The sequence below is a fragment of the Paraburkholderia sp. GAS206C genome (genome assembly GCF_050435645.1).
In the GTDB taxonomy this organism is placed as follows: Bacteria; Pseudomonadota; Gammaproteobacteria; order Burkholderiales; family Burkholderiaceae; genus Paraburkholderia; species Paraburkholderia phenazinium_B.
Genome location: NZ_JBNDKR010000001.1, coordinates 851,573 through 865,322, shown reverse-complemented (window position 1 = coordinate 865,322; position 13,750 = coordinate 851,573). Strand labels below are relative to the sequence as shown.

Below are 13,750 nucleotides of genomic sequence, written 5' to 3'. Positions count from 1 at the left end.
GAGTGCCGCCCATGTCCGCTTCTCCCCAGAGTCTCGACGCCTGGCTCGAAAAGCAGGAGGTCGTCAAGGACACCATCACCGCCTTTCCCCTGGCGGCGTTGGCGGCAACGCTGGACCGGACCGAAGCGGGCGATGTGGTCCCGCCAATGTGGCACTGGCTGTATTTCTTGCCGGTATCGCCGCTGGCAGAGAAGGGGCCGGACGGTCATCCGAAGCGCGGCGGTTTTCTCCCGCCCGTGCCGTTGCCGCGGCGGATGTGGGCCGGCGGGCGTCTCACGTTCCACGAGCCGCTGAAAGTGGGCGAGCGTGCCGTGCGCACCTCGACCATCGCCAACATCGAGGACAAGACGGGGCGCTCGGGCCGTCTCGTGTTCGTCACGGTGCAGCATACGGTTGAGGTTGGCGGCGAGCTGAAGATCGAGGAAGAGCACGACATCGTCTATCGCGACGCGCCGCACCCCGATGCGCCTCCGCCAAAAGCGGCGCCTGCGCCGGAGGGCGAAACGTGGCGGCGCACGATTCAAACTGACCCGGTATTGCTGTTCCGCTATTCGGCGCTGACCTTCAACAGCCACCGCATTCACTACGACTATCCCTACGTGACCGGGGTTGAGGGTTATCCGGACCTGGTCGTGCACGGCCCGTTGATTGCGACGCTGCTAGTTGACCTCGTGCGCCGCGAGTTACCCGACGCCACGCTGCAAAGTTTTGCTTTCAAGGCGCTACGTCCGACCTTCGCGAACCACCCGTTCACTGTTTGCGGCAAGCCCTCTGACGACGGCAAGACCATCGATCTGTGGGCCAAAGATCACGAGGGTTATCTGACGATGCGCGCCACGGCGGCGATAGCCTGACTCGGGCCGCCGCTGTGCCGCACCGCTGAACTTCAACGCTTGCCCTCGAACACCAACTGCCATTTCCATGCAAACGACGCAATCCGATTCTTTCCAGGACATTCGCGAAGCTGTGCGCGATCTGTGCCAGCAGTTTTCCGGTGAATACTTTCGCAAGATCGACGAGGCGCGCGGCTATCCCGAAGCCTTCGTCGATGCTCTGACCAAAGCGGGCTGGCTCGCCGCGCTGATTCCGCAGGAGTACGGCGGCTCGGGACTCGGTCTGACCGAAGCGTCGGTCATCATGGAGGAAATCAATCGGGCCGGCGGCAACTCGGGCGCGTGTCATGGGCAGATGTACAACATGGGCACGCTGCTGCGGCACGGCTCGGCGGAGCAGAAACTCAGGTATCTGCCGAAGATCGCCAGCGGAGATTTGCGTCTGCAATCGATGGGGGTGACCGAACCCACCACCGGCACGGACACCACCAGGATCAAGACCACCGCCGAGCGTCGCGGCGACCGCTACGTGATCAACGGACAGAAGGTGTGGATTTCGCGTGTGCAGCATTCGGATCTCATGATCCTGCTTGCCCGCACCACGCCGCTTGCTGACGTAAAGAAGAAATCCGAGGGCATGTCGATCTTTATCGTCGATCTGCGCGAGGCGATCGGCCACGGTTTGACCGTGCAGCCGATCCTGAACATGGTCAATCACGAGACCAACGAACTGTTCTTCGACAACCTCGAAATTCCCGCGGAAAACCTGATCGGCGAAGAAGGTCAGGGCTTTAAATACATTCTCGATGGGCTGAATGCGGAACGCACGCTGATCGCAGCGGAGTGTATCGGCGACGGTTACTGGTTCGTCGACAAGGTCTCGGCTTATGTGAAAGAGCGCATCGTCTTCGGTCGCCCGATTGGGCAGAACCAGGGGGTGCAGTTTCCTATCGCGCGCTCGTACGTCAACGTCGAGGCTGCAAGCCTGATGCGTTTCGAAGCCGCACGCCGCTTCGACGCGCATGAACCGTGCGGTGCCCAGGCGAACATGGCCAAACTGCTGGCGGCGGACGCCTCGTGGGAAGCAGCGAACGCGTGTCTGCAATTTCACGGCGGTTTTGGTTTTGCATGCGAATACGACGTAGAGCGCAAGTTTCGCGAAACGCGCCTGTATCAGGTTGCGCCGATCTCGACGAACCTGATTCTCTCGTACGTGGCCGAGCATATTCTCGGCTTGCCGCGTTCGTTCTGATGTTCTGTCTGATTGTGAAGGTGAGGTGTAGATGAGACCCCTCGACGGTATCAAGGTCGTCACACTCGAGCACGCCATCGCCGCGCCGTTTTGCACACGCCAGCTGGCCGATCTCGGCGCGCGCGTGATCAAGGTGGAGCGGCCGCGCGTAGGCGATTTCGCGCGCGGTTACGATGAACGGGTGCACGGTCTGTCTTCGCACTTCGTCTGGACCAACCGGTCGAAGGAGAGCCTCGCACTCGATCTTAAGCAACCGGAAGCCGCGAAGATTCTCGACGCACTGGTCGCCGATGCGGATGTGCTCGTGCAAAACCTCGCTCCGGGCGCAGCGGACCGGCTTGGGCTCGGCTACGAGACCTTGAGCGGGAAATATCCGAAGCTGATCGTGTGCGATATTTCCGGCTATGGCGCGGACGGTCCGTATCGCGACAAGAAGGCCTATGACCTGCTGATCCAGAGCGAATCGGGCTTTCTGTCCATTACCGGTTCACCCGGTGAACCCGCCAAGGCCGGTTGCTCGATCGCCGATATCGCGGCAGGCATGTACGCGTATTCGAACATCCTCAGCGCGTTGTTGCTGCGCGCACGCACGGGGCGCGGTTGCCGCATCGATGTGTCGATGCTGGAGAGCATGGTCGAGTGGATGGGTTATCCGCTCTACTACGCTATTGATGGTCAAACACCACCGCCGCTGTCTGGCGCCGCGCACGCAACCATCTATCCCTATGGACCGTTCCCCGCGGGCGACGGCAAGATTGTGATGCTTGGCCTGCAGAACGAGCGCGAATGGAAGCTGTTTTGCGAGCAGGTGCTTGTGCAACCCGAGCTTGCCACCGATCCGCGCTTTGCATCGAATTCGAAACGCACGTCTGCACGTGAGGCGCTGCGCGCGGTGATCGTCGAGGCATTTGCGCCGTTGACGGCGGCACAAGTGATCGAGCGCCTGGAAGCGGCCGGCATTGCCAACGCGCAGATGAATACTCTCAACGACGTATGGGTGCATCCGCAATTGGCTGCGCGCGAGCGTTGGCAAGAGGTCGGCACGCCGGCCGGCATGATCCCAGCCTTGTTGCCGCCGGGCTTACCCACCAGCTTTGACCCGCGCATGGACCCCGTCCCGGCATTGGGCGAACACACTGACGCGATCTTGCGAGAACTCGGTTACGACAGCGCGCAGATCGACGCGCTGCGCGTGGCCGGCACCATTTGAGGCTTCCATCATGACCGATCACCCGAGCCGTACGCTGGCGACATTTGCCGCACAACTGGACTTCGATTCCATTCCCCACGCAGTGGTCGAACGCACCGTCAATCTGTACGTGGACTGGTTAGGCTCGGCGCTTGCCGGTAAAGGCGCGCGGCCGGTCGAGACCATTGCACGTTTTGCCCGCCAGGCGGGCGGCGGTCTTGCAGAGGGGCCATGTGAAGTCTTGATCGATCGCAGTCGCGCGACACCGTATTTCGCGGCAATGGTGAACGGTGCAGCCTCGCATTTCGCCGAGCAGGACGATGTGCACAACGGTTCGGTTTTTCATCCGGCCACCGTCGTGTTCCCGGTGGCGCTCGCGCTGGCGCAAGCGAACCACGCATCGGGGCGCGAATTCATCGCGGCAGCGGTGGTGGGTTATGAGGTTGGGATTCGCATAGGCGAGTTTCTCGGCCGCTCGCACTACAAGGTTTTTCATACTACCGGCACGGCTGGAACGGTCGCAGCCGCCGCCACCGCGGGCCGGCTGCTCGGTCTTACGCCCGCGCAAATGCTGGACGCCTTCGGCTCGGCAGGCACCCAGGCGAGCGGCCTGTGGGAATTCCTGCGCGACGCGGCGGATTCGAAACAACTGCATACCGCGATGGCTGCGGCCAACGGCCTGATGGCCGCCCAACTCGCCGCCGACGGCTTCAAGGGCGCGACGCACATTCTCGAAGGTGCGCAAGGGATGGCAGCGGGTATGTCGAGCGACGCGGATCCTGCGCGTCTGGTCGACCGACTGGGCAGCCGCTGGGCCACCGCCGAAACGTCGTTCAAGTATCACGCCGCTTGCAGGCACACGCATCCTGCGGCGGACGCACTGCTTTCGGTGGTTCAGCAACACGCCTTGGTACCGCAGGAGATCGCGAAGGTCACCGCTCACGTGCATCAAGGCGCAATTGACGTGCTGGGCCCCGTCGTCAATCCGCGCACCGTACACCAGGCGAAGTTCAACATGGGAACGGTGCTGGGCCTCGTCGCTTATCACGGTTATGCGGGCGTGACCGAGTTTGAACAGGGCTTCGACGACGACGCGATCGCCGCCTTCCGCGACAAGGTCGAGATGGCCTTCGACGCTGAAGTAGACGCTGCTTATCCAGCGCGCTGGATCGGCAAGGTCACCGTCGAGACGCAGGACGGCCGCACGCTGCACGGTCGTGTGGACGAGCCCAAGGGCGACCCTGGCAATACGCTGACGCGTTCCGAGCTTGCGACCAAGCTGCAGCGACTGGCGGCGTTTTCCGGCGCAGCCTCTGAGGAAGAGGCGTCGCAGTTGCTCGAGCACGCCTGGCAAATTGCATCGCAGGCCCGCGTCGGAGCGGTGTTTGCAGAAGAGGTGCCTGCATGAGCACCGCGCTGCCGCGTTCATACCTGTTCGTACCGGGCAACCGTCCCGAGCGGTTTGAGAAGGCGCATGCAGCGGGCGCGGATGCCGTGATCCTCGACCTTGAAGATGCCGTGCAGCCGGATGAGAAACCTGCCGCGCGCGCGGCCGTTCTCGCTGCCGCAAATGTCGCGCGGCCGGCATGGGTGCGAATCAACGGCTCCGACACGCGCTGGTTCGCCGACGACGTCGCTGCGCTCGCCGGGCATCCGGGTATCGCCGGGGTGGTGTTGCCGAAGGCGGAGACGCAGGAGCAGGTGAGCGCGGTACTGGCTCATGCGCATGCGGCGCTGAGCGTGCTGCCGATCGTCGAAACGGCCCGCGGTTTTGCCAATCTGACGGTCTTGTGCGCCGCGCCGCGCGTGAGCCGCATCGTGTTCGGGACGCTCGATTTCCAGATCGATCTGGGTATCGACGGCGACGGGGAAGAATTGCATCTGTTCCGCTCGCAGATCGTGCTGGCCTCGCGGCTGGCGGGGATTGGCGCGCCGGTAGACGGCGTATCGACCACGATCGACGATGCCGCCGTCATCGAAGCCGATGCCCGGCGTGGACGCCGCTTTGGCTTTGGCGGCAAGCTGTGCATCCATCCGAAGCAGATCGATGCGGTGCACCGTGCTTACGCGTGGAGCGACGCAGATCAGGCGTGGGCCACGCGGGTGTTGCAGGCCGTGGAGGCGAGCGAGGGGGCAGCGGTGGCCGTCGACGGCAAGATGGTCGACCTGCCTGTAATCCTGAAGGCGCGGCGGATTCTCGGTCAGGGTTGAGGCGAAAGCACCGATTGTTGCACCTCATTAACCTCAGCGAAATACCGGCTTCCAACAATGCGAATTCCCACTTTGGGCCGGCTATTGCAATCTTAGTCTGCTCTGGAAGAGGCTGATCGAAGCCGTAACACCCAGGGGCTTGCATTAGAGCTGTCATGCCACCCAAGACGGCCGCGCAAGCTTCGTAGAGCGTGCGGACCCCGCCGCAAGAGCATGGGACCGGAGTCACTGTCAAAGCGCTAACCCGGTCCACACAGGAGACAAAGCTTGGCTACCGTTAATTCCGGCGCGCGGCTCGACCGCCTGCCTATCAGTCGTTTTCACTGGAAGATCCTCGGCCTGATCGGCGCGGGCGCGTTTCTCGACGCGTTCGACATCTATCTCGCCAACGGCTCGCTCGCCGCGATGGTCAAGACGGGCTTCACCGATTTGCGGCTCGGCTCGTTCTTCATCTCCGCGACCTTTATGGGCATGATGATCGGCGCGGGCCTGTCGGGTTATCTCGGCGACCGTTTCGGCCGACGCTATTCGTATCAGGCGAATCTGGCTATCTTCGGTCTCGCGTCGCTCGCAGCGTGCTTCGCGCCGAACATCTATTGGCTGATTCTGCTGCGCTTCCTGATGGGTGTCGGGCTCGGCGCGGAACTGGTGGTAGCGGCCGGCACGCTGTGCGAATTCGTCCCGCCGGCCACGCGCGGGCGCTGGACGTCGCTGCTGGCGCTGATCATCAACTCAGGATTGCTCGGCGCGACGGCGGTCGGCTACTGGGTGATTCCTCATCTGGGCTGGCGCTATATGTTTGCGATTGCCGGCGTCGGCGCGCTGGTTGTCTGGTTCCTGCGCCATCGCATGCCGGAGTCGCCGCGTTGGCTCGAAACGGTGGGTCGGCTCGACGAAGCCGAAGCGACGGTCTCGGCGATCGAGCGAGAGGTCGCGGCGCGCGTCGGCAAGCTGCCGCCGGTGGCGCGCGTGGTGAGCCACGAAGTGCCTGCGGCGCCGCTGTCTGCGCTGTTTGCGAGCGGGATGATCGGCCGCACGCTGGTGGCCGCACTCACCTGTATGGCTATCAATATGTCGCTGTACGGTTTCGTGGCCTGGCTGCCGACGTTCTTCGTCAAGGAAGGGTTGACGATCGTGCAGTCGCTCGGCTTTGTGCTGCTGATGTCGTTCGGCGCGCCGTTTGGCGCCGTGGTCGGCTACTTTGTGACCGACCGTATGGGACGACGTAACGGCCTCGTGCTGTTTTCCATCGTGACGATCGTGCTGGCCCTGATCTATGTGCAGATGCGTGCGCCCGCGGCGATCTCACTCGTCGGGTTCGCGCTCGTCACCGCGATTTATACGGTCTGCACGCTCGGTCTGTTCGGGTATATCCCGGAGTTGTTTCCGACGGCGCATCGCTTGCGTGGCACTGGCATCGCCGGGACCTGCGGGCGGGCGGCTTCGATGACGACGCCTTATGTCGCGCTGCTGCTATACACCCATTTCGGCGTGACGGGTGTGCTTGCCATGGTCGGCGGTGTGTTGTTGCTGATGAGCGTGGCGATTCTCGCGTTGCGCATCGAGACCAGCCAGCAGACGCTCGAAGAGATTTCCCCGGATACGGAGATGTATGGCGCAGGCGGCGCGGAAGTGGCGACAGGTGGTGTGACGCGGCAGTCTGCGAGGGTGTGAGGTTTGGTTGTGGGGCCTGCCTTGGGTAATCGTCGGCAATGCGTGAGAAGAGGGCGCGTGATTTAATGTAGGTGCGGTTGGCGCGGAGCCCACGGGGTTCGACGGCTTCCGCCCACGTGGCACATCGCACAACGCGAGGCCCGCATCCGCAGCTTCCGAAGGAGACGCCCTTGACCCAGACCGACGCCCCTGCCAATGCGCCAACGGCTACGCCGGCGCACGCGAAGTCCCCCACCTACGTGCTGGTCCACGGCGCCTGGCACGGCGGCTGGTGTTGGGACGCGGTTGCGCAGATCCTCCGCTCGAACGGGCATCGCGTGTTCACGCCAACGCTAAGCGGGCTTGGCGAGCGAAGCAATCTGCTGTCGCCGCAAATCGATCTGCAGGTCTTCATTCAGGACGTCGTCGATGTGCTCGAGCAGCACGACCTCTCCGATGTGATTCTGGTCGGGCACAGCTTCGGCGGCATATCAATCGCTGGCGCTGCCGATCGCGTGCCGCAGCGTATCCGTCAACTGGTGTTTCTCGACGCAGTCGTGCTGTCTAATGGGGAGACGGCGTTTTCGCGGCTCGCGCCGGAGATCGCCGCGGCGCGTAGGCAACTCGCGCTGGAAACCAGTAACGGTTTGACCATCCCGGTACCGCCCGCGAGCGCATTCGGCGTGTTCGAGCCCGATCAGGTCGCATTGCTAGAGCGGTATTGCACACCGCATCCGTTGAAGACGTTCGACGATCCTATTGCTTTGACGGGCCCGGTGGGTGGCGCGCTTCCGAAGGTCTACATCCAGTGCGTCGATCCCGTGTACGCCCCTTTGCAAAGCAGCCGTGACTTTGTGAAAGCGCAGAAGGACTGGGCGTGGGATGAGATTGCTACGGGACACGATGCCATGGTCAGCGCGCCGGAAGCGCTGGCGGAGAAACTGATGGCGTTTGTCTGAGGGAAGCGAGGGGAGTCGGCGCAGACTGCCGCTGCGCCGTGCGGGAGACGATGGCCCCGCAGGCCGTACCGAGGCTAGCCATTCGGCTAATTGAAACGCCGTTTCGCGCCCGGTTAAGATGGGTCTTTGCGTTGCTGCCGTCCGCCTGTAGGTGGTTGTCGGCGCACCGGCGCTCACTCCATCGGCTTTCGTCATGCATTTCGACTTTGTAGACCTGCGGCTCATCATCAACGTTGCCGACACGAAGAACCTTGCCCGCGCAGCGGAGCGTTCCCACCTTTCGGCACCGGCGGCGAGCAACCGGATCAAGAACCTGGAGGAGCAGCTCGGCTTCAAACTGCTCTATCGAACCAGCCAGGGGGTGACGCCGACACCAGCCGGCGAGGCGTTCGTCCACCACGCCCGGCTCGTGCTCGAGCGAGTCGAGCATCTGGCGGGCGACATGCAGGAGTACGGCGAAGGCATCAAGGGCCATGTGCGGATCTGGGCCAACACCACGGCGATCAGCGAATTTCTACCCAATGTCCTGAGCCATTTCCTGCGCGACCATCCCGATGTCAACATCGACTTGCGCGAAGTGCTGAGCGGCGAGATCGTCAAAGGCGTCGCGGATAGCGCGACCGACATCGGCATCGTTGCAGGCAACATGCACGCCGAGCATCTGGAGATGCTGCCGTATCGGGACGACCGGTTGATCCTTGTCACCTCGAAAGACCACGCACTCGCACATGAGCGTTCGGTCGATTTCGCGCAGACGCTCGAGGACAACTTCGTCGGCTTGCCCACCGCGAGCGCGATTCACGCGTTTGTGACGAGCGCGGCCGATACGCTGGGTGTGCGGCTCAAACTGCGCATTCAGGTGGGCAACTTCGAGGCGGCCTGTCGGATGATCGAGGCAGGTGTGGGCATCGGCATCGTGCCGGAGTCTGTCGCGCTGCGCCATGGAAAGACCATGCAGATTGCCCTTGTGCGCCTGAATGACGCGTGGGCGGAGCGCAAGCTGAAGATCTGCGTGCGCAGCGTCAAGGATTTGCCGCCGTTTGCGCGGGCACTGGTCGACCGGTTGATGGCGGGCAATTGAGGCATGCACTCGAAGGCGCCCGGAGGCTCGAAGTGGTGTTTGAAGATGTGTCCGCTGGGCGCGCGAGGCAGCCGCGACCCAGACACGTTTCCGGATCGAGAATATTTCGTATAGGAAACGAAATTGTCCTGATCGAAAGGCTACGCACTGCCGCGAGCGGGTCCCCGGAAATCCGCCTATCCTATATGCTGCAAGCCTCCAGGCAGCACGGACTGATGCGCCCGTGACCTGAGCCCCAGACCCCGTCGCAATTGCGCTTGCCGCCATAAACCCCCGCGTGTATAGTTTCCGAACTTACTCTTGTTTCGCATTGGAAATTTAAGGGATTCCTGTTATGAACGCTTCGACCATCCTCGCCGATCTCGGCATCGCCCAGGCGGCGCAAGCCGGCGACATCGCGGTTCATTCGCCGATCTCCGGCGAACTCATCGGCCGCGTGACCAGCCATACCGTCGCCGACGTCGACGCGGCGCTCGCCAATGCGAAGCACGCGTTCAACGTCTGGCGCAATGTGCCGGCGCCGCGCCGCGGCGAACTGGTACGCCTGCTGGGCAACCGTCTGCGCGAGAAAAAGCAGGCGCTGGGCAGCATCATTACGCTCGAAACCGGCAAGATCCTGCAGGAAGGTCTCGGCGAAGTGCAGGAAATGATCGACATTTGCGACTTCGCGGTCGGCCTGTCGCGTCAGCTATACGGCCTGACCATCGCCTCGGAGCGTCCGGGCCACCGCATGGCCGAATCGTGGCATCCCATGGGCACCTGCGTCGTGATTTCCGCGTTCAACTTCCCGGCTGCCGTCTGGTCGTGGAATGCCGCGCTGGCGCTGGTGTGCGGCAACGCCGTGATCTGGAAACCGTCCGAAAAGACCCCGCTCACCGCGCTGGCCGTCAACCAGATCCTCGCCGAAGCGCTGAAGGAATTCGGCGATGCGCCCGAAGGCCTCACCGCGTTGATCAACGGTGGCCGCGACGTGGGCGCGAAACTCGTTGCCGATCCGCGTGCGTCGATCGTCAGCGCTACCGGCAGCACTGAAATGGGCCGCACGGTGGGCGTCGAAGTGGCGAAGCGCTTTGGCCGCTCGCTGCTCGAACTGGGCGGCAACAACGCCGGCATCGTCGCGCAAAGCGCCGATCATGAACTGGCCATGCGCGGCATCCTGTTCTCCGCGGTCGGCACGGCGGGCCAGCGCTGCACGTCCCTGCGCCGCCTGTTCGTGCACGACAGCGTGTATGACAAGACCATCGAGCGTCTGAAGCAGCTTTACAGCAAGGTGCCGATCGGCAACCCGCTAGAGAAGGGCACGCTGATGGGTCCGCTGATCGACAAGCAGTCGTTCAGCCGTATGCAGGAAGCGCTGCAGCAGGCGGTCGCGGAAGGCGGCAAGGTGTTCGGCGGCGAGCGCGTCGAGGTGAAGGGCTACGAAAGCGGCTATTACGTGCGTCCGGCGCTCGTCGAAATGCCGTCGCAAACGGCGGTTGTGCTGAAGGAAACCTTCGCGCCGATTCTCTACGTGCTGCGCTACTCGGACTTCGCGGATGCGGTCGACGCGAACAACGCTGCGGTGCATGGCCTGTCCTCGTGCGTGTTCACCACGGATCTGCGTGAAGCAGAGCGTTTCCTGTCCGCTGCTGGCAGCGATTGCGGGATTGCCAATGTGAACATCGGACCGAGCGGCGCGGAAATCGGCGGCGCGTTTGGCGGCGAGAAGGAAACCGGCGGCGGGCGCGAATCGGGTTCGGACGCGTGGAAGGCCTATATGCGTCGCGCGACCAACACGGTCAATTACTCGTCGGCGCTGCCGCTCGCGCAGGGTATCGACTTCAATATCGGCTGATTTTCCGGCTGATGTCTCGGCTGACCGCACGGTTCGTGCGGCCAGCGCCTGCTTTCCGTGGAGCCTTGTCGTGAGTGCGAAAGTCGTAATCATCGGCGGTGGCGTGATCGGCAGCTCGATTGCGTATTTCTTGCGGGCTTCGGACCCGACCGTGAGCGTCACCGTGATCGAGCGCGATCCGACCTATGCGCGCTCGTCGTCGGCGTTGTCGGCGGCGTCGATCCGTCAGCAGTTCTCCACACCGCTCTCGATCCAGATGTCACTGTTCGGCATCGAGTTCTTGCGTTCAATCGGCGAGCGTCTGGAGATCGACGGTGCAAAACCTTCGATCGATCTGCATGAAGGCGGCTACCTGTTCCTTGCCACGCCGGCCGGCGAGCACACCTTGCGCGAGAATCACGCGCTGCAGAAAAGCCTTGGCGCCGACATCAGTCTGCTCGAGAAAGCGGCATTGCAGGCACGTTTCCCGTGGCTCTATACCGAGGATCTGGTGGCGGGCGCTTATGGGGAAAGCGGCGAGGGCTGGTTCGATGGCTACGGCCTCGTGCAGGCTTTGCGCAAGAAGGCGCAGGCGCTTGGCGCACGCTACGTGGCCGATGCAGTGACAGCGTTGGATCGCGACGGCAAGCGAGTCACGCAAGTGGTGACGGCGGGCGGCGAGACTTTTCCCTGCGACGTGGTGGTGAATGCGGCGGGAGCGTGGTCGCGCAAGATCGCTCAGATGATCGGCATCGACATTCCGATATTCGCGCGCCGCCGTAGTATTTTCAACGTCAGTTCGCCTGCGCAACTGGAACACTGTCCGTTGCTGATCGATCCGACCGGCGTCTATTTTCGGCCTGAAGGCAAGTCGTTTATCTGCGGGACGTCGCCGAGTGCGGATAACGATCCGGACGATCTGCCGCTCGACGAAGTCGACCACGCGTTGTTCGATGAGGTGATCTGGCCGACGCTGGCGCATCGCGTGCCGCAATTTGAAGCGCTGCGCGTGCAGAATTGCTGGTCGGGCTACTACGAATATAACGTGCTGGATCAGAACGCGATCATCGGCCATCACCCTGATGTCGATAACTGTATCTTCGCCAACGGGTTTAGCGGTCATGGCTTGCAGCAAGGGCCGGCCACCGGGCGCGGCGTCAGTGAACTGATTCTGAACGGGCGTTATACGACGCTCGATCTGTCGTCGCTCAATTTTGAGCGCGTGCTGGAGAACCGGCCGATCGTCGAAAAGAATGTTGTCTAGGTGCGGACAAGTGCAGCTGCGTTGTGCGTCATGTTGCCCGCGCCTTTGGGAATGCGTTAGCTGAACCCGGCCTCGCGCCGGGTTTTTTTGCGCCGAGTGATTCCGAAAACTCAAAACGTAGTGATTAGATATCGTTTGCCGCGCGTGGGGTTGCTGACCACAATCTACGTTGGCGTTGGCTCACGGAGCGCCCTGAGCTCTTAAAGCCGAACCTTTTGCCCCACTCACTTAACTGCTGGCCACGAGCCCGCGGTCTACCGTTTCGACACCATGTTCTCGTTCACTCCACCGTTCGAAGCACCGTCTGGCTCGCCGATTCGTGAGCTGTTCAAATACCTGGGACAGCCGGGCATGATCTCGTTTGCAGGCGGCTATCCGGCGAGCGACCTGTTCGATCGGGCAGGTCTTGATGCAGCGACAGCACGCGCGTCGGAACAGAGCGCGCTGTGTTTGCAATATGGCCCAACCGACGGCTTGCCGGTCCTCAAAGAGGAGCTTGCCAGACTGATGACGCGGCGCGGCACGCCATGTACTCCGCAGGAATTACTGGTGACCACGGGCTCGCAGCAAGGGTTCGATCTGCTGCTGCGCGTAATGGTGGGTGCTGGTGACATCGTACTGGTCGAACAGCCGGCTTATCCGGCGACGTTGCAGGCGCTCAAGTTGCAGCAAGCCGAGGTGATTACGATCCCGGTCGATCAGGACGGCCTCGACGTGGTTGCGTTGACCGCGCTACTCGAAGCGGGCACGCTCAAGCGCGCGCCGAAGCTGCTTTACACGGTGCCCACATTCGCGAATCCGACCGGCGCGACGCTTTCCCATGACCGCCGCATTGCATTGCTGAAGCTGGCGGCGCGGCATCAGTTTCTCGTCATTGAAGACGACCCATACGGGGATCTGCGGTTTGCCGGTGAGGCGGTCCCATCGCTGCTCGCGTTGAGTGCCCAGGTGCCCGGCTCGCGCGATTGGCTCGTGCACTTTTCGAGTTTGTCGAAGATCGTGGCGCCGGGTTTGCGAGTGGGCTGGACTGTGGCACATGCGGAGATTCTGCGGCGCTGTACGGTCGCCAAGCAGACCGTGGATCTGTGTACCTCGTCCCTGACTCAGGTGATTGCAGCGGAATATCTCGCGAGCGGCGCGCTTGAAGTGCATCTGCCGCAGATCATCGCGGCCTACGCATTGAAATGCAGGACGCTGTGCGATGGTCTCCAGACGCATCTGAAAGACGAGATTGCGTTTCATCGTCCAGCGGGCGGGATGTTCGTATGGGCGCGGCTCGGCGGTGGATTCGATGCGTCCGTTTATCTGAAGGCGTGTATCGAACAGAACGTGATGTTTGTGCCCGGCGTCGCGTTTTATAAGGACAACGTTGACCTGGCATCGCTGCGGTTGTCGTTTGCGGCGCCGGGCGTGAGCGATATCGAAGAAGGTGTGCTGCGGTTGAAGCGGGCGCTTGACGCGTTTGGCGGGGCGTGACGATTGCGACGGGGCGTGC

Annotated in this window: 11 protein-coding genes; all 11 read left to right on the top strand. The window is 62.6% G+C overall.

Going from position 1 to position 13,750, the window contains the following annotated elements; all coding sequences use genetic code 11:
- Positions 1-11: 11 nt before the first annotated feature.
- The 11 genes from P3T20_RS04010 (at position 12) to P3T20_RS03960 (ending at position 13,731) form a co-directional block, all read left to right on the top strand.
- Positions 12-854, top strand: a complete 843-nt coding sequence (locus tag P3T20_RS04010; RefSeq protein ID WP_429286129.1) for an FAS1-like dehydratase domain-containing protein — start codon at positions 12-14, stop codon at positions 852-854.
- A gap of 67 nt (positions 855-921) precedes the next feature.
- A complete protein-coding gene (locus tag P3T20_RS04005; protein WP_429286128.1) occupies positions 922-2,085 on the top strand; it encodes an acyl-CoA dehydrogenase family protein in 1,164 nt (387 codons plus the stop codon).
- A gap of 31 nt (positions 2,086-2,116) precedes the next feature.
- Positions 2,117-3,295, top strand: coding sequence for a CaiB/BaiF CoA transferase family protein (locus tag P3T20_RS04000; RefSeq protein WP_429286127.1), 1,179 nt, complete (start codon positions 2,117-2,119; stop codon positions 3,293-3,295).
- Between the two features lie 10 nt (positions 3,296-3,305).
- Complete coding sequence (locus P3T20_RS03995; protein WP_429286126.1) at positions 3,306-4,682, top strand: MmgE/PrpD family protein; 1,377 nt, start codon at positions 3,306-3,308, stop codon at positions 4,680-4,682.
- Positions 4,679-5,485, top strand: a complete 807-nt coding sequence (locus P3T20_RS03990; RefSeq protein ID WP_429286125.1) for an HpcH/HpaI aldolase/citrate lyase family protein — start codon at positions 4,679-4,681, stop codon at positions 5,483-5,485. Before P3T20_RS03995 ends, P3T20_RS03990 begins: the two co-directional genes overlap by 4 nt.
- Positions 5,486-5,752: 267 nt before the next feature.
- A complete protein-coding gene (locus P3T20_RS03985; protein WP_429286124.1) occupies positions 5,753-7,159 on the top strand; it encodes an MFS transporter in 1,407 nt (468 codons plus the stop codon).
- Positions 7,160-7,329: 170 nt separating this feature from the next.
- Positions 7,330-8,097 carry an alpha/beta fold hydrolase gene (locus tag P3T20_RS03980; protein ID WP_429286123.1) on the top strand — a complete coding sequence of 256 codons (768 nt, stop codon included), beginning with the start codon at positions 7,330-7,332 and terminating at the stop codon, positions 8,095-8,097.
- A gap of 193 nt (positions 8,098-8,290) precedes the next feature.
- Complete coding sequence (locus tag P3T20_RS03975; RefSeq protein ID WP_074266358.1) at positions 8,291-9,178, top strand: LysR family transcriptional regulator; 888 nt, start codon at positions 8,291-8,293, stop codon at positions 9,176-9,178.
- Positions 9,179-9,512: 334 nt separating this feature from the next.
- Entirely contained in the window at positions 9,513-11,012 is a 1,500-nt protein-coding gene (gene amaB / locus P3T20_RS03970; RefSeq protein ID WP_429286122.1) for an L-piperidine-6-carboxylate dehydrogenase, read from the top strand.
- Positions 11,013-11,082: 70 nt separating this feature from the next.
- Complete coding sequence (locus tag P3T20_RS03965; RefSeq protein ID WP_429286121.1) at positions 11,083-12,255, top strand: NAD(P)/FAD-dependent oxidoreductase; 1,173 nt, start codon at positions 11,083-11,085, stop codon at positions 12,253-12,255.
- Positions 12,256-12,525: 270 nt separating this feature from the next.
- Positions 12,526-13,731 carry a PLP-dependent aminotransferase family protein gene (locus P3T20_RS03960; RefSeq protein WP_429286120.1) on the top strand — a complete coding sequence of 402 codons (1,206 nt, stop codon included), beginning with the start codon at positions 12,526-12,528 and terminating at the stop codon, positions 13,729-13,731.
- The last annotated feature ends 19 nt before the right edge of the window (positions 13,732-13,750 follow it).

Excerpts from the sequence above, each read along its gene's own strand:
- P3T20_RS04010 (WP_429286129.1), top strand. The coding sequence starts at position 12 with ATGTCCGCTTCTCCCCAGAGTCTCGACGCCTGGCTCGAAAAGCAGGAG.
- P3T20_RS04005 (WP_429286128.1), top strand. The coding sequence starts at position 922 with ATGCAAACGACGCAATCCGATTCTTTCCAGGACATTCGCGAAGCTGTG.
- P3T20_RS04000 (WP_429286127.1), top strand. The coding sequence starts at position 2,117 with ATGAGACCCCTCGACGGTATCAAGGTCGTCACACTCGAGCACGCCATC.
- P3T20_RS03995 (WP_429286126.1), top strand. The coding sequence starts at position 3,306 with ATGACCGATCACCCGAGCCGTACGCTGGCGACATTTGCCGCACAACTG.
- P3T20_RS03990 (WP_429286125.1), top strand. The coding sequence starts at position 4,679 with ATGAGCACCGCGCTGCCGCGTTCATACCTGTTCGTACCGGGCAACCGT.
- P3T20_RS03975 (WP_074266358.1), top strand. The coding sequence starts at position 8,291 with ATGCATTTCGACTTTGTAGACCTGCGGCTCATCATCAACGTTGCCGAC.
- amaB (WP_429286122.1), top strand. The coding sequence starts at position 9,513 with ATGAACGCTTCGACCATCCTCGCCGATCTCGGCATCGCCCAGGCGGCG.
- P3T20_RS03960 (WP_429286120.1), top strand. The coding sequence starts at position 12,526 with ATGTTCTCGTTCACTCCACCGTTCGAAGCACCGTCTGGCTCGCCGATT.